This window comes from Streptosporangium sp. NPDC002607, assembly GCF_053592655.1.
Genome location: NZ_JBSFWD010000036.1, coordinates 1 through 26,377 on the forward strand (window position 1 = coordinate 1; position 26,377 = coordinate 26,377).

Genomic DNA, 26,377 nt, shown 5'->3' on the forward strand with positions numbered 1-26,377 from the left:
CCCGATCCCTCAATTGGCGGTCCTGACGATTTCCGGCCGTCCGCCGGAGTAAGGGCATCCGGCTCGGTCCGGTGGAACCTGCCGGTTGAGTCGGGTCGGGGCGCGGTGCCGGCCTTACGGCCAGCCCGTCTCCCCGACCCGCTCGCCGCACCCGCCCTCTCTGCCAGACCGAGCCCGCTCCCCGGCTTGCCGCCACGCTGCCGGCCCTTCGGCGGCATCCAATCGATCAGATGTGCCCTGAGTTGCCCTGCGCTCGTAGATCTGGGTGATCTCCGATGCGTGATCAGGGCACCTGGGAAAACAATTCGATCATGGGATGAGCAGCGGTTACGCTTGCGGGCGTCTCGCGTCACTTCTCACTGCTTTTGGTACTCCCACAGAACAGCGACGGAACAGAACAGAGGCTTGGAGGCGCCCGTGACGATGCCCAGGAAGGGCTCACGGCTCATCAGCGTCGACGGCACCGCCTTCCGCTGGCGGATCCGGCACAAGCCCACCTACCACCAGGGCAACAATTGGAGTCCCCTCGCCGTCACCGTTGAGCGGACCGCGGAGCCGGGGCGTTTTCTCGTGGTGTCGCTTCCCTGCGCTCGGCCGGACAACTGGCTCGGAGAACGAACGATCGCAGTCCGCCCCGCCCTCGTCGCCGGATGCATCCGGCGAGCCATCGAACAGGGATGGAACCCCGAACAACCGGGCTCGGCATTCACCCTCACCGTCACCGAGGACGAACTGGCCGTGCTCCTGGGCGAACCGCCTCAGTACCTGATCCCCTTCCTCTGGGGCATGATCCCTGAAGGCGGAGGCATCGAGGACCTCCCTCGATGCACCGAAATCTGGAGCCGGGACAAGCAGAACACCAGCCAGGCACCTTCTAACAATCCGTAGGGAAGGGCGGCATGCATGTCACACGGCTCGTTCCCTGGTCAGGAGGTAGATACGGGTCGGTGCCGTGTGATCGCGTAAGGCTGAAGGCCGCCGAGCGGATCGTCGAGGCCGCGGGCGAGCCGGACGTGACCGAGCACCCCTTGGCAAGCTCCCCGTCAGGATGAATGAGAACTATCGTGGCCAGCATGGAAAATCCCCCTCAGCGTAGGGACTCCCAGATGTCGCACCTGCGCGCCTCGGACAGCAACAGGGAGCAGGTCAGCACCATGCTCGGTGAAGCCCTGAGCACCGGTCAGCTGAGCCACGAAGAGTACTCCGAGCGCCTGGACAGGCTCTACCAGGCCAAGACCGTGGGGGAGCTCGAGGTCCTCACCCGCGACCTACAGGTCGACCGGCACCGTCCGGCCGCGAACCCGGTGTCCTACCTGCCGGATGCGAGCTCCAAGCCCGAGAACATCGTCGCCATCTTCGGCGGTGCCGAGCGCAAGGGCCGCTGGCGGGTGCGGCGGCGAACCAAAGCGCTGGCCCTCTTCGGCGGCTTGCGGTTTGACCTGACCGGGGCCGAGTTCGAGGCAAAAGAGGTCGAGATCACGATCAACGCGATCTTCGGTGGGGCCGAGATCATCGTGCCCGAGGGGACGGAGGTGCGCTGCCACGGCATCGGCATCTTCGGCGGCTTCGACGTGCACAGCAGCCCGGACGTCGACCCGTCGGCGCCGGTGGTCGTGGTGAGGGGCCTGGCGCTGTTCGGCGGAGTGAGCGGTAAGGCCCGGCGCCGGCGCGAGCGCTGAGCGACGCGCCTGGGGCACTTCGAAGGCGTCAGGACGTAACCACGTCCTGGAGCACCGCAATCGTCCGGCACCGGTGTTCGTAGTCCGAAGCGGGAGACCTCGTGGTCGCGAACTCGAAGCTGTCGTGGAGATCACACAGGGTTCTCCGGCGGCGCCCATCATGCCCCGGTCACCGGCATGGGCGTCCAGGACAGCACGACGACGCGACATGACGATGATCACGTAGAACTCCCGGAGGCTGCGTTTCATGCGCCGGTCACCGGCACTACCGGCTCCGAAGCCTGATCATCGGTGCGACGGCCATCTTCTTGATGGCCGTAGGCACCTTTTTGATCATCTTCCGCTACGCCTGACCCGCGTCGGCCACCTGGCAGGGAAACGACCCCGGCACGGCGAAGGGGCCTGAATCAACGATCCGGGTCCCTCTTCCACTTCAGAACATCAAGATCTGATCCGTCTTGGTGGCTGACCTGCGGTGATCCCCTAGAAGGCGTTCTGAGCCGGACTTTTGGCCTTCACTGGCTCTCAGCATCTCGTGCTGCTTCTCGTGCCCATGTGCCCTGGATGTGCCCTGCCCTCCTCGATCTGAGTGATTCCGAACGGCCACCGCGCCGGGCCCGACCACGACGCCGCACCCCAGGTTCGAAGATCTCCGGCGAGCCTTACGGCGACGAGATACCCACTTTCGCGATAGTTGCGCGTCGCCCTTCGCCCCGTATCGTCCCCACCAGTGATCCCGACTGCGTGAGGAAGGATCGACATGACCGACGATGTGGTGCGACGCGTTTTCCAGATAGTCGACTCGTTCGACCCCGACGAGTTCGTGCGGTTGCTGACCGAGGACGCCACGTTGGTGTTCGGCAACGCCGAGCCGATGACGGGACGTGAGACCATCGCCGCCGGGCTGCAGGCCTTCTTCTCCACCATCGGCGGCCTGCGGCACCGGATCGTCAGGAACTGGCAGGTGGATGCCGACATCATCGCCGAGACCGAGGTGACCTACCGGCGGCTCGACGGCAAGGACGCCAGCGTCGTAGCCGTATCGATCTGGCGCACCCGCGACGACGGCCTGATCACGGACTACCGCATATTCGTCGACCTCGCCCCCGTCTACATGATCTAGAGCTCCGCGGTATGCCACCGCGGGGTCCACGCCGCACATTACGCACTGCGCACCTGGGGCAGCATGCGGCCGTGACCGCTGCCTACGCTGCCACCGTCGGCTCGGCGGTGGCGGTCCTGAGACCGTGCCGGGCGAACAGATCAAGGCCCTGCACGGGCAGGTGGAGGAAATTTCGACCGACATCCGGCCGGGAAGATTGTCTTATCGCAGCCTGGGCTGGGACCGGTCCTCGGCGCCCGGGCGCTCGCAGAGTTCGGCGACGCCTAAGAACTCCTAACAGAATGCGATCAGTGGTTGAGGCGTCGCCAGCAGATGATGGCGGAGGCGAGGGTCATGAAAGCCTCGTGGATGTCGTCGCGGATTTCCCAGCGGATGCGTAATCGGCGAAACCAGTGCAGCAGGGCGATCGTCTGCTCCACCACCCACCGGTGCACGCCCAGGCCGGAGCCGTGCGGAGTGCTCCGGCGGGCAATGATCGGCTCGATTCTCTTGTCCCGCAGCTGACGGCGATAGCGGTCGTGATCGTAGGCGCGGTCGGCGTACAGCGTTCTGGGTCGTCGGCGAGGTTTGCCGACCTTGCCGCGGACCGGCGGAATCGCCTCCAAGAGAGGCATGAGCTGCAAGATGTCGTTGCGGTTGCCGCCGCCGAGGCTGACCGCCGGCGGGATGCCGTTCCCGTCGGTGATCACATGGTGCTTCGAGCCGGTCCTGCCTCGATCGACCGGGCTCGGGCCGGTTTCGGGCCGCCCTTGAGCGCCCGTACATGGGAGCTGCCGACCACCGCCTTGGACCAATCCAGCCGGTCAGCGGCGTGCAGCTCGGCCGGCAGCAGCTCGTGAAGCCGGTTCCGGACGCCGGCCTGGTGCCGGTCACGCAGTCGCCGCCGGCACGTCATGCCCGAGCCGAACCCCAGCTCCTGGGGCAGGAACTCCCACGGGATCGCGGTGTAGAGCACGAACAAGATCCCGCACAGTGCTTTGCGGTCGTCGATCCGCTTGCGCCCAGGGTTGCGGTAGCGGCTTTCGATCGTCGGAAGCAACGGCTCAATCCGTTGCCAGAGCCCATCGGGCACGATCCACGGTGGCTGCTCGCCCTTCCTCACACCCGGTCCAACGACCGATCATGTCCCCGGACGCGGCCAACCCCATTCTGTTAGGAGTTCTTAGGGGAGCGGCAGCCGCATGGCGGACTTATGCGATATGAGCTGCACAAATATCTCGAACAGGCCACACTCTTCACAAGATCATCCCGCATATACTCCACACCCGTCGCAAGCTTTGAGCCTGTTACCATGCCACTTGAGTGATGAACGAATTTCTGATCTACAATTCTTTAATCCCCGACTTTCGATGTAAAGCCGTAGGGCATGGCAGAGAAATAGACAAAAGCGTGCAAGCTTCTTGTGAAGAATGTCACGCTTAACGACCATAGTGTCGACGCCGAGCCCCCCACGACCAGTTGTTACTTTATGCCAATCCGGCATTACTGCCCCCTGCCATGACAGCGCTTGCGCTTCTTCCCTGAACCACATGAACAGGGTGCATTGCGATCGAGGTCCCCCAAACGACTACGCGTCTCAATTCTCTGTCGTTTAGTTCGCTCACGAACGATGTCTTTTAAATTGTTTCGACTGGTTAGGGTATCGGGGTGCTCCTCACCCAGTACCCGTCGCTGAATCTCTAGCACGGCTCGATGCTCAGCCTCGGCCTCCTTTAACCGCCCCAACTCCTGCAACACCAATGCCAAATTATTGCGGGTGGTCAACGTATCGGGGTGCTCCTTACCCCAGCTGGCCGACATGAGGGCCACAGCATGCCGGCCTAGCGACTCGGCGCGGCCATAATTACCCTGCTTGTATTCGAAAGAGGCAGCCTCGGGAAAGACCCAGTCGTGTTCACCGGTTGCAGACGTGACCGAGTAGTGGCGGGTCAGGCTTTCAACGTGCGTGCTGAGTAGTTGGTACTTGCTGGTCTGCTGCTGCGGGTGGAGCTCTTCAAGGGTTACCCCCGGTGGAGGCCGAGCCGGATAGGGTATGCGCCGCGATAGATCGGGATCCGGAAGCGATCACCTGCACCATGTCCGACGGCTGCGGCGCATTGGAAACCGTGGCACGTCGAGCCAGGACGATTCCGTACACCGACACCGGAAAGCTGATCACCGTGACGCTCATCCCAATAATGCTCGCCCACTTGTCGGCGTCATCTAACCCGGCCCGGAACAGCAGCACGCCCACCACCGTGCACGTAAGCGCCACCGCCGCTCCGCCGCCCCATAACAGCACTCGCCACCTAGAGCTCATGTCTTCATGATGAACCACAGCTCAGCTATGAACGATTGATCATTGGACACAACTCAACCGTTACCAATCATGGCGGCTGTACAGCAATTCGGCCGTATCCCGCTCGAAAATAGGGCCGGAGCGTTGACGACCCAGGCGGCTGCGACACTCGGGCTCCGTCAAGGTGAGGCGTTCGGCCTGGCCGTCGATGACATCGACCTGGCGGCCGGAGTCGTTCACATCCGGCGGCAGGTCAAGATACTGAACGGTCGTCAGACGCTCTTCGCCCTCCCGAAAGGCGGGAAGGTCCGTGACGTTCCCCTGCCGGAGAGCCTTGCCCTGCGTCTCTCCGATCACCAACTGACCTTCCCGCCGGTCGAGATCATCTTGCCCTGGCGGGCACCGGAAGGGCCGCCGCACTCGGCGGCGCTGATCTTCACGACCAGGCTGCACAGCCTGATCAACCGGACCGAGTTCAACCGCTTCGTCTGGAAGCCGACCTTGATCAAGGCGGGCATCCCGGCGACCCGCGAGAACGGCTTCCACATGCTCCGCCACCACTTCGCCTCGGTGCTCCTGGAGCGAGGCGTATCCATCACGACTTCCTGGGGCACGCGGACCCCGGTTTCACCCTGCGGACCTACACGCACCTGATGCCCTCCAGCGAGGAGCGCATGAGACAGGTCATCGAAGACATATGGGCGCCCTCGGGCAACGCGACGCCGAAGTCCTAGAAGGAAGGCTTTTCGATGACGGGAGCCGGCCAGAACTGGAAGAGGAACTCCTCCCTCGGATCCGCCTCGTCGTCGGTGCGAGTGTGAGCCCGCACGTGCCAGTCCCGGTCCGGCTCCCCGAGGATCAGGAACCCGTCCTGCACGTCCGTGTAGAGCTCCACCGCGCAGATCTCCCCGGTCTCCGACCGGAACACGCCTGAGGCGACGTCCGCCCAAGGCTCGCGCTGCTCCTCGGGTACGTCGTCCCACGCCTCAAGCCGGATGCCCACGCGGTCGTCGTCCGCGGAGACGCGGCAGCAGTTCGTGATCGCTCCGAACCAGCCGCCACCCGGGAAGTCACCGGGATCGTAGGCGAACGTCACATCGACCACGAAGAACGTGCGGTCGTAGGCGTTCAGCTCGCAGTCGCTGCGAGAGATCAGGGGCACCGCGATCCTCCTCGGGCGAGGTTCTCCGGGCACGCGCCCGCCCCTACCTTCTATCGCGTGCCAGCTGAAGATCATCAAGCGTGAAGTGCCCTGGATGTGCCCTGAGGGCCCCACATGACGAGATCACCGCAGGTCAGGCGCCTGGCGGCTCAGAACATCGAGATGTGCACGTGGTCGATGTGGTTGGCGGTGTTGCCGCCTCGGTTGGACATCATCTTCCAGCCGGCGCCGGTGCGGACGTCGTAGTACTTCTGCTGCCAGATGATGTACATGACCCCGTACTTGTTGCCGTTGTCGATGGCCCACTGGGCGAGGCGGTTGCCGCGCTCCAGGGCATCGGGGGTGGGGACGCGGCCACCGGTGCTCATCATGAAGTCGCAGGCCCGGCCGGTGCCGTGGTCGCCCGGGTCGCCGGGACGCAGGCAGCCGTAGCCGTAGGGCATGGGGAAGGTCTGCAGCACGACGTTGCGCATGGTGACCGTGCGGGGGGTCAGGCCGCCGTTGCCCGAGGGGGTCTGGAAGCCGTACTTGGCCAGCAGTCCCTCGATCCTGACCCGCTGCCGCTTGAGGTCGGCGATGTCCTTCTTGAGCGCGACGATCTTCGCGTCGGCGGTCTTCTCCGCGGTCTTGGCCTTCTTGATGAGGCTCTTGACCCGGTTGAGCTGGGTGGCGCGGCGGCTGGCCAGGTAGGACATGGTGGCGGCCTGGCTGAGGGCCATGCTGGGGTCGCCCTGGAAGCTCAGCAGGCTGCCGTCGTCCAGAGCGCCGCCCATGTAGGCGGTCTGGGCGAAGCGCACGATGTCGGCTTCGGCGGCCACCAGGGCGCGTTTGAGGCCTCTGGCGTTGACGGTGGCCTTGCTGGCCTGGACCCGGGTCTCCTCCAGGCTCTGCACCTGGCCGCGGTAGTTCTTGTTGATCTCGGCCGCCTCCTGGGTCAGCCTCTTGAGCTCGGCCTCCGGGTTCGGCCTGACCGTGCGGAGCGGGGCCGCCCCCGCCACGGCCGGTGACAGGAGCAGCACCGCGAGCAGGGCGGCCAGGATCGCTGAGCGAGTCGGTCTCACGCTTCGCTCACCTCCGGCGCCCCCTCATGGACGGAGCGAAACTATAGAAGACGATCTTGAAGCTCGCCACCGGAACGGAGGAACTCGCGCACCATTGACGAACCATCTGCCCATTTAGGGTGATTTGAGTAAACATTTCCTGACGTGTCACTGGTTTAACCCTGATGAATCCTCGCACAGGGCGCCCCACCTCGCCCATTCGACAGAGACTCCGGCGGAGACTTCTGTCACCCTTGCCATCAGCGACAGAACATGATTCGGTCTCAAGCAGCGGTGGGGCTTGTGGCGCCCTTCCCTGCGGATGACACTATCCAAGCAAGCATTCGCTCAAATTGTGACTCTGGCCCGCCCACCAGGAGGCAACACATCATGCGCCAGCACGACACGCTCTTCATCGGGGGCGACTGGGTGGCCCCCTCCGGGACCGGCACCATCGACGTCATCTCCCCGCACACCGAGGAGGTCGTCGGCCGGGTCCCCGACGGCACCGCCGCCGACATGGACCGGGCGGTGGCCGCCGCCCGCCGGGCGTTCGACCACGGCCCGTGGCCCCGGATGACGATGCCCGAGCGCGCCGCCGTCCTGTCCAGGCTCGCCGAGCTCTACGCGGCCCGCCAGGACGAGATGGCCGAGATCATCACGCTGGAGATGGGCTCCCCGATCACCTTCTCCCAGATGGCCCAGGCCCCGCAGCCGCTCGGCATGCTCCAGTACTACGCCGAGCTCGGCAAGACCTTCCCCGTCGAGGAGGAGCGCCCGGGCACGTTCGGCTCCGTGACCGTACGCCGCGAGCCGGTCGGCGTGGTGGCCGCCGTGGTCCCGTGGAACGTCCCGCAGTTCGTCATCATGATCAAGCTGGCCCCCGCCCTCCTCGCGGGCTGCACGATCGTGGTCAAGCCCGCGCCGGAGACCCCGCTCGACGCCTACCCGCTGGCCGAGATGGTCAAGGAGGCCGGCATCCCCGACGGCGTCGTCAACATCGTCGCCGCCGGACGCGAGGCGGGCGAGCACCTGGTCTCCCACCCGGGCGTGGACAAGGTCGCCTTCACCGGCTCCACCGCCGCCGGGCGCCGCATCGCGGCGATCTGCGGCGAGCAGCTCAAGCGCTGCACGCTCGAACTGGGCGGCAAGTCCGCGGCGATCATCCTGGACGACTGCGACCTGCCCTCCGCGATGGGCTTCCTGTCGATCGCCTCGCTGATGAACAACGGCCAGGCCTGCATCGCCCAGACCCGCATCCTGGCCTCGCGCAACCGCTACGACGAGGTCGTGGACGCGGTCTCGGCGATGGTGCGGGGCATGCCGGTCGGCGACCCGTCCGACCCGGCGACCGGTATCGGCCCGCTGGTCGCCAAGCGGCAGCAGGAGCGGGTGGAGGGCTACATCAAGATCGGCATCGACGAGGGGGCCAAGGCCGTCGTCGGCGGCCTCGACCGCCCCCACGACCGCGGCTGGTACGTGGCCCCGACCGTCTTCGCCGGAGCGACCAACGAGATGCGCATCGCCCGTGAGGAGATCTTCGGCCCGGTCCTGGCGGTGATCCCGTACGAGGACGAGGCCGACGCGATCCGGATCGCCAACGACAGCGACTACGGCCTGGCCGGGACGGTGTGGACCGCCGACACCGAGCACGGCATGGACGTCGCCCGCCAGGTGCGCGCCGGCACCTACGGCGTCAACCTCTACATGGTCGAGACCAGCTCGCCCTTCGGCGGTTTCAAGAGCAGCGGCCTCGGTCGCGAGCTGGGCCCCGAGGGACTGTCGTCCTTCCTGGAGTACAAGTCGATCGCCCGCCTGGGCTGATCCGGAGCCTTCGAGGGGTGCCCGTAAGCCGTACGGGCACCCCCGCCGGACGTACGGCCCAGCACGCCCCCGCGACGCTGGGCAACCGCCTGACCGTCCCACGGCCCGTCGAACGACGGTCCGTGTCCCCGGACCAGTCACGGCGGATTTCGCACGTCCACCATGGGTAGACGTGCCTTATCTCCCGTTGGTTCGCGAAACCACCAGCAGAGTTTGCCTGGCGATCTCGAACTCCTCGTCCGTGGGGATCACCGCGACCCGCACACCGTCCCCGTCAGGGGAGATGATCGTGCCGCCCCGCACGTTGCGCGCCGGGTCCACGGTGATGCCGAGCGCCCCGAGACCGGCCAGCGACCGCTCCCTGACCAGCGCGGAGTTCTCCCCCACCCCTCCGGTGAAGGCGATGACGTCGACGGTGCCGAGGACCGCGTAGTAGGCGCCGACGTACTTGCGGAGCCGGTGGCAGTAGACCGACACGGCCAGCTCGGCGTCCGGGTCGCCCTCGCTCACCCGCTCCGCCACCGCGCGCATGTCGTTGTCACCGCAGAGGCCGAGCATCCCGCTGCGGCGGTTGAGCAGCACGTCGATCTCGTCGAGGGACATGCCTCCGGCACGCGCCAGATAGAGGACGACCGCCGGGTCCAGGTCGCCGCTGCGGGTGCCCATGACGAGGCCCTCCAGCGGGGTCATGCCCATGGACGTGTCCACGCACCGCCCCGCGGACACCGCCGAGGCGCTGGCCCCGTTGCCGAGATGCAGGACGATCACGTTGGCCTCCGGCCGGTCCGCGAGGAGCGCGGCCTGGCGGGAGACGTACGCGTGTGAGGTGCCGTGGAAGCCGTAGCGCCGCACGCCCAGCCGCTCGGCCACCCCCCGGTCGATCGCGTACGTCGAGGCGGCCGGGGGGATCGTCGCGTGGAAGGCGGTGTCGAAGACGGCCACCTGCGGCAGATCGGGGCGGAGCCGCCGCGCCACCTCGATGCCCATCAGGTTGGCGGGGTTGTGCAGGGGGGCGAGCGGGATGAGCTCCTCGATCTTCCTGACCACCTCGTCGGTGATCAGTGTGGGCTCGGCGAAGGTCGTGCCGCCGTGCACCACCCGGTGCCCGATCGCGACGAGCTCGGGAGAGTCGAGCCCCAGCCCTTCGGCGGCGAGCAGGTCGGCGACCACCTTCAGGGCCGCCCGGTGGTCGGGCACCGGGGAGCCGAGCTCGCCGATCCGCTCCACCACTCCCGAGGCCAGGTGCTCGGCACCGCTCAGCAGCCGGTACTTCACCGAGGACGACCCGGAGTTGAGGACCAGCACCCGGCTCACAGCTTGACCTCCTGTGCCTGGATGGCGGTGATGGCGACGGTGCTCACGATGTCGTCGACCAGGGCGCCGCGTGACAGGTCGTTGACCGGCCGGCGCAGTCCCTGCAGAACCGGCCCGACCGCGACGGCCCCGGCCGAGCGCTGCACCGCCTTGTAGGTGTTGTTGCCGGTGTTCAGGTCCGGGAAGATCAGCACGGTCGCCCGGCCCGCGACCCGCGACCCGGGCAGCTTGGCCGCGGCGACGCGGGCGTCCACCGCCGCGTCGTACTGGATGGGCCCCTCGACCAGCAGGTCCGGCGCGCGCTCGGCGACCAGGGCGGTGGCGGCGCGGACCTTGTCGACGTCGGCGCCGCTGCCCGACTCGCCGGTGGAGTAGGACAGCATCGCGACCCTCGGCTCGACGCCGAAGCGCTCCGCCGTACGGGCCGAGGAGATCGCGATGTCGGCGAGTTGCTCGGCGTCCGGGTCGGGGTTGATCGCGCAGTCGCCGTAGACGAGCACCCGGTCGGCCAGGCACATGAAGAACACCGAGGAGACGATCGAGGTGCCGGGGACCGTCCTGATGATCTGGAAGGCGGGCAGGATCGTCGCGGCCGTGGTGTGCGCGGCCCCGGAGACCATGCCGTGCACGAGGCCCCGGTACAGCATCATCGTGCCGAAGAAGTTGACGTCGGCGACCACGTCCATGGCCCGCTCGAAGGTGACGCCCTTGTGCGCCCGCAACCCGGCGTACTCCTGGGCGAACGACTCGCGCAGCGGCGAGGTCAGCGGATCGACGACGGTCACGCCCGACGGGTCGAGGCCGAGGTCGGCGATCCGCCGCCGTACCACGTCCTCCCTGCCCAGCAGGGTGATGTCGACGATGCCGCGCCGCAGCAGGATGTCCGCCGCCCGCAGGATGCGGTCCTCCTCGCCCTCGGGCAGCACGATGTGCCGCCGGTCGGCCCGCGCCCGCTCCAGCAGGGTGTGCTCGAACATCATCGGGGTGACCCGCTTCGAGCGGGTCAGCTCGATCCGGTCGGCCAGGGCGGCGGCGTCCACGTGGGCGTCGAAGTGGCCCAGCGCCGTCTCGATCTTGCGGGGGTTGTCCGCGGTGAGCCGCCCCTCCAGGCCCGCCAGGATGGTCGCCACCTCGAAACTGCCCCCGTCGGCCGCGAGCACCGGCATGCTGGGCGCCAGGCGGGCTGTGAGCGCCCGTACGGCCGCCGTGGGCCGCTCCCCCACGGTGAGCACGACCCCGGCCGGTCTCACCGCACCGGCCGCCTCGGCGGCCAGCGAGACCAGCAGCAGGTCCGCGCGGTCGCCCGGTGCGATCACCAACGCGCCGTCGGCCAGGTGCTCCAGGAACACCGGGAGCGTCGCACCGCCGAACACGAACCCGAACACGTCGCGGAGCAGGCTGTCCTCGTCGCCCTGGATCAGCTCCGCCTCCACCGCCCGCATGACCTGCCCGACGGTCGGCGCCGACAGCGACGGCCGCTCGGGGATGGCGTAGCAGGGGACCGGGAGCTCACAGTCGACGACCGTGCCCTCGGGCACCCGGTTGGCGATCACCGCGAGCACGGTGCAGCCCAGGTCGGAGAAGACCTGGTAGCCGGTGCGCATCTCGGCCGCGATCTCCTCGGCGGCGTCGCCGTGCGCGCCCACCACCACGATCACCGGGGCGCCGAACTCGGCGGCCAGGCGGGCGTTGAAACCCAGCTCGCGCGGCAGGTCGTCGGTGTCGAAGTAGCTGCCGAGCACCAGCAGCGCGTCACACTCCCGCTCCAGCGTGTGGAAGCGGGCGACCAACCGGCCGACGAGCTCCTCGACTCCCCGCTCCGCGTAGATCTCCGCGGCCTCCTCGGCACTCACCCCCGTCACCGCGGCGGCGGGGCGGTACCTGCTCCTGAGCAGCTCCAGGATGCGGTCCTCGCCGTCCCCGGTGATCGGCCGGAACACCCCCGTGCGGCCGGCCCTCCGGGTGAGCAGCTCCATCAGGCCGAGCTCGACGATCTGCCTGCCGTCTCCCCGCCCGAGACCCGCCACATAGATGCTCCGCATGCGCCCCATCCCCCGCTGTAACCGATCCTCAAAAGGAGTAAACACCCTCCGGCGGACCGAAACGGGCGACGGCCCACCCACCGATGCGGCGGACCAGTTCCGGGGTGGCCGCCGACTCCGCGTGGCCGTACCCGGGCTCGACCCACAGCTCCTTCGGCTCGCTCGCGTACCCGTAGATCTGGTACGCGTGGTCGAGGGGGAAGAACGGGTCCGCGTCCCCGTGCACGACGAGCAGCGGCGCCGGTGAGATCTTCGCGGCCGCCGCGTACGGCGCCAGCGGCAACGGATCCCACACGCCCTTCATGATCCGGGTGTTCTTGCCCAGCCGGGTGAACAGTCGCCCGACCGGCCTCTCGATCGCCCAGTGCACCTGGCGCATCGGCCGGGTCCCCCGGTAGTACCACCGCGCCGGCGCGCTCACCGACACCACCGCGTCCACCCCGCCGAGCACCCCCGCGTGCCGCAGGGCCACCGCCCCGCCCAGGGAGAACCCGACGGTCACCACCTTGCGGTAGCCGACCGCCCGCGCGTGCCGCACCGCCGCGTCCAGGTCGAGGATCTCCAGGTCGCCCACCGTCGACAGTCCCCCCGAGCGGCCGTGCCCCCGGAAGTCGAACGCCACCACCCCGCCGAACCCGCTGAGCACGTGGGCGATGCGGCGGGTGGCGCGTTCCCTGTGCGATCCGGTGAAGCCGTGGGCCAGCACGATCCCGAGGTCGGCCGCCCCGCGCGGCGGGGTGTGCGCGGCATCGATCCGCAGATTGTCCCGGGTCATGAGCATCACGGGGAACGACGGTGCGTAGGGCATGGATCCGAGCTTAGGGATCGCCCGTCCCGACCGACCTCATCCGGCGCGAGCAGGCGGCTCGGAGCGTGAATTGCCGCACTTCATCTGTCAGAGGCGTGAGAGCGATTGTCCGGATCAACTAAAATGGGGGAGCCGCAGGTTCCGCGGCCGCCTCCACGATCACAGAGTGAGACTCCATCATGCCTTTGAACAGCCGCGACGACCTGCGGAACATCGCGATCATCGCGCACGTCGACCACGGCAAGACCACTCTCGTGGATGCCATGCTCTGGCAGTCGGGCGCATTCCGCGTCAACCAGGACGTGGACGACCGTGTCATGGACTCCAACGACCTCGAGCGCGAGAAGGGCATCACCATTCTCGCGAAGAACACCGCGGTCAAGCACGGCGGTATGACGCTCAACATCATCGACACCCCCGGCCACGCCGACTTCGGCGGCGAGGTCGAGCGGGGTCTGTCCATGGTCGACGGCGTGGTGCTGCTGGTCGACGCCTCCGAGGGCCCGCTGCCGCAGACCCGGTTCGTGCTGCGCAAGGCGTTCGCCGCCAAGATGCCGGTCATCCTGTGCATCAACAAGGTCGACCGCCCCGACGCCCGGATCAAGGAGGTCGTGGACGAGGTCTACGAGCTCTTCATCGACCTGGACGCCACCGAGGAGCAGATCGACTTCCCGATCGTCTACGCCTCGGCCAAGGCCGGCCGCGCCTCGCTCAACCGTCCCGAGGACGCCGCCATGCCGGACTCCGAGGACCTGGAGCCGCTGTTCGAGGTGATCAAGGACACCATCCCGGCGCCGACGTACGACCCGACGGCCCCGCTGCAGGCGCACGTCACCAACCTCGACGCCTCCTCCTACCTGGGCAGGATCGCGCTCTGCCGCGTCCACCAGGGCACCATCAGGAAGGGCCAGCAGGTCGCCTGGTGCCGCACCGACGGCACCATCCAGCGAGTGAAGATCACCGAGCTGCTGATGACCGACGCGCTGGAGCGCAAGCCCGCCGAGGAGGCGGGTCCCGGTGACATCATCGCGATCGCCGGCATCCCGGACATCATGATCGGCGAGACCCTCGCCGACCCCGACGACCCGCGCCCGCTGCCCCTCATCACGGTCGACGAGCCCGCGATCTCCATGACCATCGGCACCAACACCTCGCCGCTGGTCGGCAGGGTCAAGGGTTCCAAGGTCACCGCCCGCATGGTCAAGGACCGGCTGGACAAGGAGCTCGTCGGCAACGTGTCGCTGCGCGTCCTGCCGACCGATCGCCCCGACGCCTGGGAGGTGCAGGGCCGCGGCGAGCTGGCGCTGGCCATCCTGGTCGAGCAGATGCGCCGCGAGGGCTACGAGCTGACCGTCGGCAAGCCGCAGGTCGTCACCAAGCTCATCGACGGCAAGGTTCACGAGCCGGTCGAGCGGGTGACCATCGACTGCCCGGAGGAGTACCTCGGGGCGATCACCCAGCTGCTGGCCGTCCGCAAGGGCCGCATGGAGCACATGACCAACCACGGCACCGGCTGGATCCGGATGGAGTTCGTGGTCCCGGCCCGCGGCCTGATCGGCTTCCGCACCGAGTTCCTGACCGAGACCCGCGGCACCGGCATCGTGAACCACGTGTTCGAGAACTACGAGCCGTGGTTCGGTGAGCTGCGCACCCGCAACAACGGCTCGCTGGTGGCCGACCGGCCGGGCCCGGTGACCCCGTTCGCCATGCTGAACCTGCAGGAGCGCGGCGTGCTGTTCGTCCAGCCGACCACCGAGGTCTACGAGGGCATGATCGTCGGTGAGAACTCGCGCTCCGACGACATGGATGTGAACATCACCAAGGAGAAGAAGCTCACCAACATGCGCTCCTCGACGAGCGACACGACGGAGACGCTGATCCCGCCGCGCCAGCTCTCGCTGGAGCAGGCGCTGGAGTTCATCCGCGAGGACGAGTGCGTGGAGATCACGCCGGAGAACGTGCGCATCCGCAAGGTCGTCCTCGACGCCTCGACCCGCGCCAGGACCACCGCCCGCGCCAAGCGCGCCAACTGATCGCCACCGGCCCTGCCCGGCCCGCGTCACCACGCGGGCCGGGCCTGGTCGGGGCCTGCGGCACCGTCACCCGCCGCCCTCCCGGTCCGGTGACAGCGGGAGTGCGGCGCCGAGTTGCCGGCGGCTGTGGACGCCCAGCTTGTGGTAGGCCCTCCCCAGCAGGTTGGTCACGGTACGCACCGAGACGCCGAGGTTCGCAGCTATGGCGGAGTCGCTGAGCCCCGCCGCCGCCAGCTCGCACATCTCCCGCTCCCTGCTGGTCAGGACCGTAGAGCCCGCGAAGGACGGGGGCCACAGGGGACGGTGGCCGTCACAGCGTTCGACGAGGTCGTCGAGGCGCCGTCGCGCCGCGTGGCCGCCGCCGGGCGCCGCACTCGCGGCCTCCAGGGCCAGTCCCAGATAGCCGAGCTCGGCGAACCGGTCGGCGATGCCGCGCAGCACCGCACCGTCGCGCGCGGTCAGCGCCTCGGCGTGGTCGGCGAAGAGTTCGAAGAGCGGGCTGTCGCAGGCGCCCGCGGCCTCCCGAAGGCGGGCCGCGGCTCTGGACGACGGGCGGAGACGGACGTGGTAGTAGGCGCACTCGACCCCGGTGGTGAGCCGCGAGTCGCGTAGGTAGCGGTCGGCGAGCCGGTTGGCGAGATCGGCGGCGTGGGCCGGCCTGCCGGAGTGGGCGAGCAACCGGATCCGGCTGAACTCCAGCCTGTCGCGCAGTCCCAGATCGCCGGGTATCAGCTCGCGGAGCCGGTCCAGCTCCTGGAAGGCCTCCTGCGAGCGTCCGAGGGCGGCGACGCACACGGCGTACTCGCAGCCGATGAAGACCCGCATCGGAAACGGTACGTGCTCGTCGACCAGCGCTCGCGCCTCCCGCAACGGGGCGAGCGCCCGCCGCGGCGAGCCCGCCCACAGCCGACAGTGACCCCGCACGTGCCCGACGATGGCGACTTCCGACGGCTCCGCGCGCCGTACGGCCTCCTCGTAGTAGGTGTCGACGAGGAGAAGCGCCTCGCGGAGCCGACCCGCCAGGACGAGCGCGTGAACGTGGCAGGCCGCGGCCGAGCCCCGCATGGCGGGCCACCGCGCCGGCAGTCTCAGCGGCCCCCGGTCGAAGTCCTCCGCCGCCCGCGCCGGCCTGCCGCGGAAGGTGAGCCGGTAGGCCCGCAGGACCGTGGCGGCATCGGCGACCAACGGGTTCAACGGGCCGCGAGCGGGGGTCGTGGGCGGCCCGGTCTCGGATGTGGTCCCGGCGAGGGGCGCCGCGGTTCCGGCGAGCGGGGTGGGCTCGGTCGCCGGGGTGGCTCTGGTGAAGAGCGCGAGTCCGAGTTCGGCCACGCGGAGGTCGGCGGATCGTTCCGTGCCCGGATGGCGTGCCATCGTCTCGTGCGCGTCGTCGGGCCGGCTGAGCCCCCAGAACAGGTTCAGCGAGCGCAGCGCCACCGTCTCGGCGGTGCCTCCCCCGTGGTCGGCCAGCAGGCGCTCGCCGTCCGCCGCCCGTCCCTGGGCGATCAGCGCCTGGCCCCGGAGGACCGCGCCCGGCGCGCCGGGGACGTGACGGGCGAGACTCTCGGCGAGCACGGGGTCGCCCGAGGCGAGCGCACGCCCACCCGCCACCAGCGCCTGTGACGCCGGGACGTCGAGGTCGGCCTCCAGCCGCCAGAGCACCGCCGCCGGGTCGCCGGGGTCGGGCACACCGGCCTCGCCCGCGGCGGCCACCAGCTCCCGGTATCTCTGCCTTCGCCGCAGGGGTCCGATCCCGGCGAGCAGGGCCTGCCGGTGAAGCGGATGGGACATGGTGACCTCGTCCGCTCCCCCGCGTGGGGTGAGGGTGATGACGGCCCGATGCGCCAGTTCCCCGACGATCGCGGGTCCGACCAGGTGCTCGGCCGTCGCCCGGAGGAGGGACCCCGTCAGGGCGACGTATTCCAGCGCCCTCGTCTCCCCCGCACCGAGCGTGGCGAGGTCGGCCGCGACGAGCTCGTGCAGGCGGGGGTGGCCGCCGGGAGACCCGCGCCAGGACCAGACCTCGCGCGATCGCGCGAGGTCCCCGGTTTCGAGGCCGATGCCGACGACGCGCCGGAGCAGCAGCGGGTTCCCGCGGGTGATCCGCCACAGCACGTCGGCGGTGAGCCCGTCGACCGGCCCTTCCAGGACGTCGGCGAGCAGGTGGAGGACGACGGCACGGGAGAGGTTCGCCACGGGCAGCACGACCAGCGGTCCCCTGCCGCACACCCGGGCGAGGGGGCCGTCGAGAGGCGCCCCGGAGCGCGCGGTGAGAAGCAGCGTGACGCCCCCGGTCCTGACGAGGTCGCCCACGACGGCGGCCGAGGCCGCGTCGAGCTGGTCGGCGTCGTCGATGCCGAGCACGATCCGCCGAGCCGGAGCGTCACCGTGAACGCCGCCTCCGGTGCCCTCCGGAACACCGTCCCGAACGCCACCCTCGGCCCTGTCCGGGGCCGCGTCGTGAACGCCCCCGGGGACACCCCTCAAAGTCCCGTCGCGAACCCCGGCCAGCAGGCCGGAAACGACGGAAAGCCCGGAAGAGGAACCGGTGGAACCACCGGAGACGCGCAGGGCGGCGATCCCCACCCCGGAGATGTCCCGGGTGGCCTCGGTCGCGGCGCCCCGGATGATCAGGGTGCCCGCCGCGGCGGACAGATCCAGGACGAGGTCCGCGAGGCGGGTCTTGCCCACCCCCGGCTCACCGGTGAGAAGCACCCCCGATCCCGGCGGCATCGCCAGCGCCGCGAGGATCTCGCGTACCTCCCTCTCCCTGCCGGCCGTGGGCCATACTCCGCCGGCGACGGGTCCAAGGGCGTCGATGGCTCCGGAATCGTCGATCATGACCTCCGGATGTCCGGGCTTACTTCCGTCTGGCCGTTTCCCCGCCGATCGGCCCCCGCACCGGTTCATCGCCGATCGCCGTTCTCCGCACCGGCTCCAGGCGCCGGTGAGTTGGATTATTCATGGCCGTGCATGAATTCCAAGCGGTTCCTGACCATAATGGGTAAAGGTCGATTCCTGATGAACTTCCGGTGTCAAGGAGGGTCAGGTGCGCCCGTACGGCGACGCGACGGAGGCGATGCCCCACGACGGACGCGGCGTCGGCGGCCACCGCCCCGCCTGGCCCTTCGTCGGGCGGGCGGCCGAGATCCGGGCCGCCGTGGCCCGGCTCGGACGGCAGGGCGAACCGGGCGTGCTGCTCGTCGGCGAGACCGGAGTCGGCAAGTCCCGGCTGTTGGACCCGATCATGCTCGGCTGCCGTGACGAGGGCATGCACGTCGTCGTGACGGCCGGGGCCGAGGTGTCGAGCGGCCTGCCGTTCGCGACGATGGCGGCCCTGCTGCCCGAACAGGCTCACCGGAACACGGCGAACGTCTTCGCCGCCGCCGCCGACGTGCTGTGCGAGGTCGCGGGCGGCCGCACGTGCGTCGTGGTCATCGACGACGTGCATCACCTCGACGAGGTGTCCGTCACCCTGGTCCAGCATCTGGCCGCCACCGCGGGAGCGCGCGTCCTCGCCACGGCAAGGACCGGCTTCACCGGCGCGCCGGCCGTCGCGGCGCTGCTGCGCCGTCCCTTCGTCCAGACGTCGGCGGTGGAACCGCTGGACCGCGCGACGGTCGGCGCCCTGCTCGGCGCGGCGCTGGACGGGCCGGTCGACGGGCTGACCGTCGACCGGCTGTGGCGCGTCACACGAGGCAACCCACTGTTCCTTCGCCATCTCGTGGAGGCCTGCCTGACCTCGGGAACCTTGCGCCGAGTCAGCGAGATGTGGCGCTGGAAGGGCCGGATACCGTCCCAGCACGGGCTGCGCGACCTGGTCGCGGGCCTGCTCGGCAGCCTCAGCGGTGACGAGGCCCGCGCGCTGTCGTACGTGGCGCACGCCGAACCGGTGTCGCTCGACGTGATCGAGGCGCTCGTGGACACGTCCGTACTGATGGAGCTGGAACGGCGCTCACTGATCGCGGTCGAGCGGATACGTCGTGATCTCGTGGTCCGGCTGGGACATCCGCTGTACGGCGAGACCATCCGGGCCCGAGCCGGCGAGGACGAGCGCCGGGGCCTCTACCGCACGCTCGCCCGCGCGGTGACCCACGGCCGAGCGGCCGCGGGCCAGGCGCGGCTGCGCGCGGTGACCTGGCGGCTGGCCGCGGGCGACCCGGTGCCCGGCGACCAGGTGGTGGGCGCCGCCTCCGACGCGCTGGTCCGCTGTGACGCCCCGCTGGCCGAACGGCTGGCACGCCACGCCGGCACCACCGCGGGCACGGATGTGCTGGCGCGGGCCCTGGTCGCCCAGGACAAGGCGACCGAGGCGGAGTACCTGCTGGGCAGGCGCATGTCCGGCGGGACCGGTTCGCCGGACGAACTCGCCAAGCTGGCGGCGTTACGCGCGCTCAACCTGTTCTGGAACCTGCGCTGCCCCATCGAGGCGGCGGAGGTCGTCCGGCAGACCCGGGCCGCGGGTCCACTGGACGGGGAGGCCGCCGCCGAGCTCGCCGTCGCCGAGCTGGCGCTGATCGCCTTCGGCGACGGCGCGACGGGGCTCGTCTCCGATCTGGCCCCGGACGACCTGGCCAGGCTGTCCGCCGGAGTGCGGGACAGCGTGATCGCGAGCGTCTGCGATCCGCTCCAGGCGTACCTGAACATCTACCTCGGCCGGCCCTCGCAGGTGGCCGACGGCTACGCGGCCGGGCGGCTGGGCGCGCCCCGGGTGTGGAGCGCGATGGGCGCCGCCACGGCGGCCTGCCACGTGCAGGCCCTCGCCTTGGCGGGCCGGCTCGACGAGGCGTTCGCCGTGGCCCGCTCCGGCTACCGGGCGGCCGTCGAGCGGGAGGCCTCGGCCGAGGCCGCGCTGCTCACCTTCGAGCTGGGCATCTGCGAGGTGTGGGCGGGACGGCCGAACCGGGCGCTACCCCACTTCCGGGAGGCGTGCACGCTCCTCGACCGCCATGTGCCCTTTCCGATCCAGGTCTACGTCTTCGCCGAGCACGCCGCCTGCCTGGCCGCCGTGGGCCGGTTCGACGAGAGTCGCCGGACACTGGAGGAGATCACTCGCCGGCTGCCCGCCACGTCGAACCTGCACAGCCACCTGGACCTGGCGAGACTCCGCGTCGACGCCCTGGCCGACGGGAAACGGGCGAGCATCGGGAGCGGCGGAGAACCGGATACCGGGGCGGGCCGGGCAGAGGTCGCGGAGGCCGGGGCCTCGCTGGGCATGCTTTACCGGTCGGCGGGGTGGTTCACCAAGGCGGTCGAGGCGTTCTACCACTCGGTACGGCTGCGCCCCTCGCGCGCCGTCGCGGAGGCCCTGCACGAGGTCGTCGCCCGCTGCGACAGCGAGCTGTTCAGGCTGTTCGACCGGCACGGCCGAGCCGCCGTCGCCGGGGACGTCGACGACCTGGTCTCGGTGGCGGACGAACTGGCGGAGCGAGGGTACAACAGCCTGGCCAGGGAGGCCCTGTCGACCGCGACCGACTTCGCCGCCCGGCAGGGCGCGGAACGCCTGGTGGCCCGGTTACGGATTCAGGGGCGTGACCTGGCCCGGCTGTGCGAGGGGTACGGGCCGCCGTGGGCGGTGCGGGCCGAGCCACAGGCCGCGCTGAGCAGGCGCGAGCGCGAGACGTGCGAGCTCGCGGCGGGCGGCATGACCAACGACGCCATCGCCGAGCACCTCGGCCTGTCCAGGCGGACGGTCGCCAACCACCTGCAACGCGCCTACGGCAAGCTCGGCGCCCGGGGACGTGAGGACCTGCCGCAGGCCCTCGGCCTGCCCCGCCCCGTCCCACCGGTGGGCCCGACCTGGCTCACGCCGTACCCGCACGGCGAGGTGACCGGCCGGGGCCGGCTCTCCTGACAGGACCGGCGGCAGCGGCCCTGACAGAGGAGGCCGGGGCGGGTGCCGTGACGGAACCCGCCCCGGCCTGCGCGGCGGGACCGGGCGGGTCAGCCTAGCGGGGCGGGGGACTCCGCGTCGGGGACCAGCAGGTGCGCATGGCCCCCGCCGTCCGCGGGAACGGCCCAGACATCAGAGTGCCGCGCGTCCCTCGTCACGCCGTACATCACCGTCCGGTCGTCGAGCCAGGCGGGCTGGTCGTCGACGGCGCGCGTCTCGGCCAGCGGGATCTCGGACATGGTCGCCAGTTCCAGGACGGCAGGCCGCCACGTCCCGTCCGGCTGGGGTTTCTTGAACGCCAGCCGGGTACCGTCCGGCGACAGCGAGGGACACTCCACGTTCTGGCGGAGGGTCCGCACCCGCCGCGCCGCGAAGTCGCCCTCGACGAGGTACGTCCGGCCGCCGGTCGACATGGTGGCGTAGAAGCGGTTGTCGTCCGCGGCGAACGTGACGCCCCAGAAATTCACGTCGGCGGCCTCGTACGGGCGGCCGTCACGGGTGACGGCGAAGGTCTCCAGGGTTCCGGCCACGTCCCCGGTACGGGTGTCGAGGATTCCCGAGCGGGTGGAGAACGCACCGGCGTCGTTGTAGGAGTCGCCCTGGACGAACACGGTCCACGACACCATTCGCCCGCTCGCCGACACTCTGGCGCGGCTGGGCACCCCGGCGAACGGGCTGGACCAGGTCTGCCGCAGGCGCCTGTCGAACAGCACGGTCTCGTAGGAGCCCGGCGCGTCCACTTCCTCGCGCAGGCAGACGCCGGTGCCGCCCGCCGCGTACGCGCGGACACAGGCCAGGGCCAGGACGTCGCGCCGGCCCCGGCCCGCGACGACGAGCCTGCCGTGCTCCGGCCCGTCGGCGGTGCTGCGCACCAGCACGCCGGGCCCGACCGGCAGGCCGGTGCCGGGCGGGGCGGTGGGCGAGGCGGTGAACGGTGTCGCCGGCGTGTCCGGCCGCGCGGCGCCGGACAGCAGCGCGAACCCGACCGCCACCGCCACCAGGACGGCGGTGGCCAGGATCGCGCCGACGACGCGGACCCTCATCGCAGCCACCGCCCGCACAGCGGGAGCGCGAGCGCGACGGCCCCCGCGGCGGCCCAGCAGGCCGGGGCCGGTCCCCACACCTGCCACGCCACGCCGAAGGCCGCCGAGGAGACCAGGTAGGCCAGCGCCTGCCCGGTCTGCACGACCGCCATTCCGCTGGTACGCCACCGTTCGGGTATGACAGGCCCGGCGCACGCCATCAATACCCCGTCCGTCGCGGCGTAGAAGGTTCCGTAGAGCAGCAGGACCAACGGGATGGACCCGCCTCCCGTCGCGAGCAGCACGTACACACCGAGCAGGGCCGCGCATCCGGCCATCACCGTCGTACCGCGGCCCGCCCGGTCGGCGAGCCAGCCCATCGGCGTCGCCAGCAGCAGGTAGGCCAGGTTCGTCCCCACCGCCAGCAGGGGAAACCACATGATCGACAGATCCTCGCGGCGCTGCAGGATCAGATAGACGAACCCGTCGCCGATCGTGACCAGGCCGAGGAGCACGGCGGCCGACCAGACCTGCCGCATTCCCGGGGCCCGGAGCGACTCCCACGGTGAGGTCCGGGCCCGCCGCTCAGCGGGCGGAGCCGGCTCGCGCCGGTCCCGGACGAACAGCGCCAGCAGCAGCACGCCGAGGGTCGCGGCGCAGAAGCTCGCCACGAACACCGCCGGGAACGCCTGGCCGGAGCCCGCCAGGGCCAGCACCCCGAGCGCGGCCAGCGGCCCGAGAAAAGCCCCCACCGCGTCCATCGTGCGGTGGATACCGAAGGCCCGCCCCAGCATGGGTTCCGGAACCGACAGGGTGATCAGCGCGTCGCGCGCCGGGGTGCGCAGCCCCTTGCCGATCCGGTCGGCCGCCAGCGCGCCGCCGATCCCCGCCACGGATGGCCCCGCCGCGAGCAGGCCGAGCCTGGCCAGGGCCGACAGGCCGTACCCGAAACCGGCGACCGCCTTGCGCAGACGCCATCTGTCGGCCGCGTAGCCGCCGGCGAGCCTGAACACCGTGGTCATGCCGGCGTGGAGCCCGTCGAGCACACCGTACTGGGCCATGCCGAGGTGTAACCCCAGCACGAGATAGGCGGGCAACACCGCGGCCACCATCTCGGCGGAGACATCCGTCACCAGGCTGACCAGGCCCAGTGCGAGCACGTTGCCCGACAGCAGGCGGCGGACCGGACCGCCCTCCCGTGCGATGGGCGCGGACCTGGCGGTCGACAGGTACACGTGGAACCGCCTCCTCTGCGAGCGGTGGAGCGGTGACCGGGCCGGTCACCCGCGGGTATGGACGGGTGGGGTGCATGGGCGAAGGCCCGGTCAGTTGCAGGAGACCGGGCCCCCGCTGTCGAGGACCGCGCCGTCGTACCGCACGAACTGCCACGAGTAGCCGCCCGCGGCCAGGGTGAGCTTGAGCACCCCGTTCGCCAGCAGGCGCTTCTCGCTGTTGGCCCGGATCGTGCCGAAGGGGGTCGTCGGCACGCCCCCGGTACCGACGATGAACTGCCGGATCCCCGATGAGGAGGGCTCGGCGGTCGGCTTCTGCTTCGCGAACCGCTCGTAGTCGTGGTCGTGGCCGCTGAGTACCAGGTCCGCGCGGACGCCGTACAGGACGTCCCAGAACGGCCTCATGTTGGGGAAGTTGCCGTGTGAGGAGCCGGAGCTGAAGAGCGGGCGGTGCCAGTAGGCGAGCACGCAGGGTTTGGTGTTGCGGGCGAGATCGTCCTGGAGCCAGGTGACCTGCTCGCTGCCCGCGGTCCGGCTCGTCTCGGAGTTGAGCGAGACGATGTGCCAGTCGCCCAGGTCGAAGCTGTACCAGCTCTTCCCCGCGGGTTTGGCCGCCGCGCCGAAGTACTCGAAGTAGCCCGCCGCCCCATCACCGAGCCCGTACTCGTGGTTGCCCGGCGTCGGCTTGGTCTTCGCCTTGAACCGTCCCCAGGTCGGCGCATAGTAGCGGGTGAACTCTTGATAGGTGCCGTTCTCGTACTGGTTGTCGCCCAGGGTCAGCACGGCGACGGGGTCGATGGCCAGGACCCGGTCGGAGGTGCGCGCGTGCATGCAGTCGCCGCCCTGGCAGGTGGTGACCATGTCACCCGCCGCCACGACCACCTGCTCGCCGCCCTGCCCTCCGTCGGGGCCGAGCGCGGCGGTCTCACTGATGCTGGCCCAGGAGCCCTCCAGGCTCTGCCAGAAGGAGATCCGCACGTAGCGGGCGCTGACCGGCGCGGCGTACGGGTAGCTCTCGAAGCCCGCGGTGCTCCCGGAACTGCGGCCGGCCCAGACCTTGGTGTAGGTCGTGCCGTCCGGCGAGGTGTAGATGTCGAAGTCGTTCCACCGCAGGTTACCCCGGTGCCAGGCGATCTTCAGGCCGCACATGGTGCGCGCCTGGCCCAGGTCGAGCACCAGGTTCGCGCCGAACCCCTCCCCCGACCACCTGGTGGAGGTGTCGCCGTCGACCGCCTGCCGCGGCGGGTTCACCGGCTCCCAGGTACTGGCCGTCACGCCGGAGACCGGCTGGGCGGTGGTACACCCGGGAATGACCGGGACGACGTCGGAGGGGACGGCGACGGCTCGGTTTCGGACCTGCTCATCGGCCTGCGCGGTGCCTCCGGTGCCGAGCGCCGACAGCAGGAGGAGGGCGCAGAGCGCCGCCCGCGCGGGTTTCCTTCGTGACATGTGTGATCTCCCTGTCGGCGGTGGAGGCCGCCCGGACATCGGGGTCCTGGGACACCGGGCCGGGCGGCCGGGAAGCCAGCCTTCGGGACACCGGCCGGGGTCCGGAAGGCGCGGACGCGAGGGGTCAGGAAGCGCCGACGGCGGTGGCCTCGGCGATGCTGGCCCAGCCGTTGCCCGCGGAGCTGTTCCACCACGAGACGCGGACGAACCGGGCCTGGTGCTGCGGGAAGCGGTACGGTTCCGCGTTCAAAGTGGTGCCCGAACTGCGGCCTTCCGCCATCTTGGTATAGGTCACGTTGTCCGGCGAGGTGTAGACGGTGTAGTCGTTCCACCGTCCGTCGCCCTGGTACCAGGCGACGTCGACCCCGCACACCGGCCGCGAGGCGCCCAGGTCGAGCACCAGGTTCGCACCGAACCCCTGGCCCGACCAGCGCGTCGTCGGCTTCCCGTCGATCGCGTTCGCGGGCGGGTTGGCCGCCTCCCAGGTGCTGGCGGTCGCGCCGGCGGGGGTGAGTCTCACCTGGCAGGGTTCCGCCTGGCCGGCGGGGTCGATCTCCCGGACGCTGAGTTTGCTCACGTCGACCCTGGTGGCGTCGTCCCAGCGGAACGCCGCCTTCGGGCCGCCCCAGGTCACCTTCTCGGTACGGGTGCCACCGCAGGGGTTGTTCGTGTCGATGGACCATCCGCCGGTGTCGTCACGGGAGGTGACGCGGGTCCAGGTGTTGTTCCCAGCCCGGTCGAGGTACGCCTCCACCCGCACCCCGCCGGGGATGTCGTACATGACGACCTTGAAGCCGACCGTCTTGCCCTTGATCGAGGCACCGCCACCGGTGTAGGTGCCGTTCGCGTATCCGTCGCCCTTGCGGTGGTAGATCTCCTTCTCCACCTTGACGGCCCCGTCGGCGTAGCGCAGGTCCGCCTTGTAGGCGGTACCCCAGCACGCTTCGGGAGTCTGGCCGCTGCCGGTGTGCCGGGCACCGCGGGCGTACCAGGTGAAGGCGTCCCCGTCATCGGTGCCGCTGACGTAGCGGACGTATCCGGTGATCTCCACGTTCCGCCAGTCGTTGCTGTCATGCATGAAGCCCCGCGAGCGCAGCTCGGGCTGGCGCCAGACGAGGTCGTCCTCGTGCTCGTCCTGGTCGTAGGTGGTCGTGGAGACACCGATCCGGGTGGCGGTGTCCCGCACGGTGAAGGTGCCGTCCGAGTTGGGCGCCAAGGTCGTCCCGTCGAGACGGGGGTCGGAGGCGGGGGTCTTCGACAGGTGCCAGACCTGCCCCCCGGCCTTGGTCGGATAGATCATGTTCACCCCGTCGACGGGGTCGGGGCCGACCACCGGCGCGAGGGCCGCGGCCGGGGCGGCCGGGGCGAGGGTGGGGGCACCGGTGGTGAACCCGGTGGTGGACAGGGTGCCGGCGGCGGCCAGCGCGATCATCAGAGAAAGTCGTCGCATCGGGAGTCGCCTCTCCGTGGGGGATTTCACC

The 26,377-nt window shown here is 70.0% G+C and carries 20 protein-coding genes; 7 read left to right on the forward strand and 13 right to left on the reverse strand.

All coding sequences use genetic code 11. The features are described from left to right. The first annotated feature begins 417 nt into the window (after positions 1-417). The 3 genes from ACWD3H_RS32385 (at position 418) to ACWD3H_RS32395 (ending at position 2,802) form a co-directional block, all read left to right on the forward strand. Positions 418-888 carry a hypothetical protein gene (locus ACWD3H_RS32385; protein WP_451957692.1) on the forward strand — a complete coding sequence of 157 codons (471 nt, stop codon included), beginning with the start codon at positions 418-420 and terminating at the stop codon, positions 886-888. Positions 889-1,073: 185 nt separating this feature from the next. Then, entirely contained in the window at positions 1,074-1,679 is a 606-nt protein-coding gene (locus tag ACWD3H_RS32390; protein WP_451957693.1) for a DUF1707 SHOCT-like domain-containing protein, read from the forward strand. A gap of 760 nt (positions 1,680-2,439) precedes the next feature. Further along, positions 2,440-2,802, forward strand: a complete 363-nt coding sequence (locus ACWD3H_RS32395; protein ID WP_451957694.1) for a nuclear transport factor 2 family protein — start codon at positions 2,440-2,442, stop codon at positions 2,800-2,802. Positions 2,803-3,089: 287 nt separating this feature from the next. Here ACWD3H_RS32395 and ACWD3H_RS32400 read toward each other — a convergent pair. The 3 genes from ACWD3H_RS32400 to ACWD3H_RS32410 all read right to left on the reverse strand — a co-directional run bounded on the left by ACWD3H_RS32400 (position 3,090) and on the right by ACWD3H_RS32410 (position 5,035). Next, a protein-coding gene (locus ACWD3H_RS32400; protein ID WP_451957741.1) for an IS5 family transposase occupies positions 3,090-3,877 on the reverse strand; the annotation gives its coding sequence in 2 pieces (ribosomal slippage) (positions 3,090-3,544 and positions 3,544-3,877; 789 coding nt in all). A 407-nt stretch (positions 3,878-4,284) separates the two neighbouring features. Then, positions 4,285-4,836, reverse strand: a complete 552-nt coding sequence (locus ACWD3H_RS32405; RefSeq protein WP_451957742.1) for a tetratricopeptide repeat protein — start codon at positions 4,834-4,836, stop codon at positions 4,285-4,287. Further along, a complete protein-coding gene (locus ACWD3H_RS32410) occupies positions 4,796-5,035 on the reverse strand; it encodes a hypothetical protein (protein ID WP_451957695.1) in 240 nt (79 codons plus the stop codon). The genes ACWD3H_RS32405 and ACWD3H_RS32410 overlap by 41 nt, the downstream gene beginning before the upstream one ends. 135 nt (positions 5,036-5,170) lie before the next feature. Here ACWD3H_RS32410 and ACWD3H_RS32415 point away from each other — a divergent pair, with 135 nt between their 5' ends. Then, entirely contained in the window at positions 5,171-5,734 is a 564-nt protein-coding gene (locus ACWD3H_RS32415; RefSeq protein ID WP_451957696.1) for a tyrosine-type recombinase/integrase, read from the forward strand. A gap of 76 nt (positions 5,735-5,810) precedes the next feature. Here the strand turns inward: ACWD3H_RS32415 and ACWD3H_RS32420 are convergent, their stop codons facing one another. Together ACWD3H_RS32420 and ACWD3H_RS32425 are read right to left on the reverse strand one after the other, a co-directional pair. Then, positions 5,811-6,242 (reverse strand): hypothetical protein, encoded by a 432-nt coding sequence (locus ACWD3H_RS32420; protein WP_451957697.1) that lies wholly within the window; start codon positions 6,240-6,242, stop codon positions 5,811-5,813. A 149-nt stretch (positions 6,243-6,391) separates the two neighbouring features. Further along, positions 6,392-7,303 (reverse strand): coiled-coil domain-containing protein, encoded by a 912-nt coding sequence (locus ACWD3H_RS32425; protein WP_451957698.1) that lies wholly within the window; start codon positions 7,301-7,303, stop codon positions 6,392-6,394. A 369-nt stretch (positions 7,304-7,672) separates the two neighbouring features. On the opposite strand from ACWD3H_RS32425, the gene ACWD3H_RS32430 reads away from it, so the two are divergent. After that, a complete protein-coding gene (locus ACWD3H_RS32430) occupies positions 7,673-9,106 on the forward strand; it encodes an aldehyde dehydrogenase (protein WP_451957699.1) in 1,434 nt (477 codons plus the stop codon). Positions 9,107-9,283: 177 nt separating this feature from the next. Here the strand turns inward: ACWD3H_RS32430 and ACWD3H_RS32435 are convergent, their stop codons facing one another. The 3 genes from ACWD3H_RS32435 to ACWD3H_RS32445 are packed head-to-tail and all read right to left on the reverse strand — an operon-like array spanning position 9,284 to position 13,270. After that, positions 9,284-10,420, reverse strand: coding sequence for an acetate/propionate family kinase (locus ACWD3H_RS32435; protein WP_451957700.1), 1,137 nt, complete (start codon positions 10,418-10,420; stop codon positions 9,284-9,286). Next, on the reverse strand, positions 10,417-12,462 hold the full coding sequence (pta, locus tag ACWD3H_RS32440) for a phosphate acetyltransferase (protein ID WP_355553827.1): 2,046 nt from the start codon (positions 12,460-12,462) through the stop codon (positions 10,417-10,419). The genes ACWD3H_RS32435 and pta overlap by 4 nt, the downstream gene beginning before the upstream one ends. 28 nt (positions 12,463-12,490) lie before the next feature. Then, on the reverse strand, positions 12,491-13,270 hold the full coding sequence (locus tag ACWD3H_RS32445) for an alpha/beta hydrolase (RefSeq protein ID WP_451957701.1): 780 nt from the start codon (positions 13,268-13,270) through the stop codon (positions 12,491-12,493). Between the two features lie 179 nt (positions 13,271-13,449). Here ACWD3H_RS32445 and typA point away from each other — a divergent pair, with 179 nt between their 5' ends. Then, on the forward strand, positions 13,450-15,303 hold the full coding sequence (gene typA, locus ACWD3H_RS32450; protein WP_355553833.1) for a translational GTPase TypA: 1,854 nt from the start codon (positions 13,450-13,452) through the stop codon (positions 15,301-15,303). A 66-nt stretch (positions 15,304-15,369) separates the two neighbouring features. On the opposite strand, the gene ACWD3H_RS32455 is transcribed toward typA, so the two are convergent. Beyond that, the gene (locus ACWD3H_RS32455; RefSeq protein WP_451957702.1) at positions 15,370-18,141 is read right to left on the reverse strand and encodes a LuxR C-terminal-related transcriptional regulator; all 2,772 of its coding nucleotides are present in this window, start codon (positions 18,139-18,141) and stop codon (positions 15,370-15,372) included. A 208-nt stretch (positions 18,142-18,349) separates the two neighbouring features. Here ACWD3H_RS32455 and ACWD3H_RS32460 point away from each other — a divergent pair, with 208 nt between their 5' ends. Continuing rightward, positions 18,350-21,154 carry a LuxR C-terminal-related transcriptional regulator gene (locus ACWD3H_RS32460; protein ID WP_451957703.1) on the forward strand — a complete coding sequence of 935 codons (2,805 nt, stop codon included), beginning with the start codon at positions 18,350-18,352 and terminating at the stop codon, positions 21,152-21,154. Positions 21,155-21,243: 89 nt separating this feature from the next. Here ACWD3H_RS32460 and ACWD3H_RS32465 read toward each other — a convergent pair whose 3' ends face one another. The 4 genes from ACWD3H_RS32465 to ACWD3H_RS32480 all read right to left on the reverse strand — a co-directional run bounded on the left by ACWD3H_RS32465 (position 21,244) and on the right by ACWD3H_RS32480 (position 26,346). Next, positions 21,244-22,236, reverse strand: coding sequence for a hypothetical protein (locus ACWD3H_RS32465; RefSeq protein ID WP_451957704.1), 993 nt, complete (start codon positions 22,234-22,236; stop codon positions 21,244-21,246). Then, positions 22,233-23,450, reverse strand: coding sequence for an MFS transporter (locus ACWD3H_RS32470; protein ID WP_355553845.1), 1,218 nt, complete (start codon positions 23,448-23,450; stop codon positions 22,233-22,235). The genes ACWD3H_RS32465 and ACWD3H_RS32470 overlap by 4 nt, the downstream gene beginning before the upstream one ends. 90 nt (positions 23,451-23,540) lie before the next feature. Then, complete coding sequence (locus tag ACWD3H_RS32475; RefSeq protein ID WP_451957705.1) at positions 23,541-24,896, reverse strand: discoidin domain-containing protein; 1,356 nt, start codon at positions 24,894-24,896, stop codon at positions 23,541-23,543. A 124-nt stretch (positions 24,897-25,020) separates the two neighbouring features. Beyond that, entirely contained in the window at positions 25,021-26,346 is a 1,326-nt protein-coding gene (locus tag ACWD3H_RS32480) for a discoidin domain-containing protein (RefSeq protein ID WP_451957706.1), read from the reverse strand. Positions 26,347-26,377: the final 31 nt, after the last annotated feature.

Coding starts and splice junctions, on each gene's coding strand:
- ACWD3H_RS32390 (WP_451957693.1), top strand. CDS start 1,074: ATGGAAAATCCCCCTCAGCGTAGGGACTCCCAGATGTCGCACCTGCGC.
- ACWD3H_RS32395 (WP_451957694.1), top strand. CDS start 2,440: ATGACCGACGATGTGGTGCGACGCGTTTTCCAGATAGTCGACTCGTTC.
- ACWD3H_RS32415 (WP_451957696.1), top strand. CDS start 5,171: ATGGCGGCTGTACAGCAATTCGGCCGTATCCCGCTCGAAAATAGGGCC.
- ACWD3H_RS32430 (WP_451957699.1), top strand. CDS start 7,673: ATGCGCCAGCACGACACGCTCTTCATCGGGGGCGACTGGGTGGCCCCC.
- pta (WP_355553827.1), bottom strand. CDS start 12,462: ATGCGGAGCATCTATGTGGCGGGTCTCGGGCGGGGAGACGGCAGGCAG.
- ACWD3H_RS32445 (WP_451957701.1), bottom strand. CDS start 13,270: ATGCCCTACGCACCGTCGTTCCCCGTGATGCTCATGACCCGGGACAAT.
- typA (WP_355553833.1), top strand. CDS start 13,450: ATGCCTTTGAACAGCCGCGACGACCTGCGGAACATCGCGATCATCGCG.
- ACWD3H_RS32455 (WP_451957702.1), bottom strand. CDS start 18,141: ATGATCGACGATTCCGGAGCCATCGACGCCCTTGGACCCGTCGCCGGC.
- ACWD3H_RS32465 (WP_451957704.1), bottom strand. CDS start 22,236: ATGAGGGTCCGCGTCGTCGGCGCGATCCTGGCCACCGCCGTCCTGGTG.
- ACWD3H_RS32475 (WP_451957705.1), bottom strand. CDS start 24,896: ATGTCACGAAGGAAACCCGCGCGGGCGGCGCTCTGCGCCCTCCTCCTG.
- ACWD3H_RS32480 (WP_451957706.1), bottom strand. CDS start 26,346: ATGCGACGACTTTCTCTGATGATCGCGCTGGCCGCCGCCGGCACCCTG.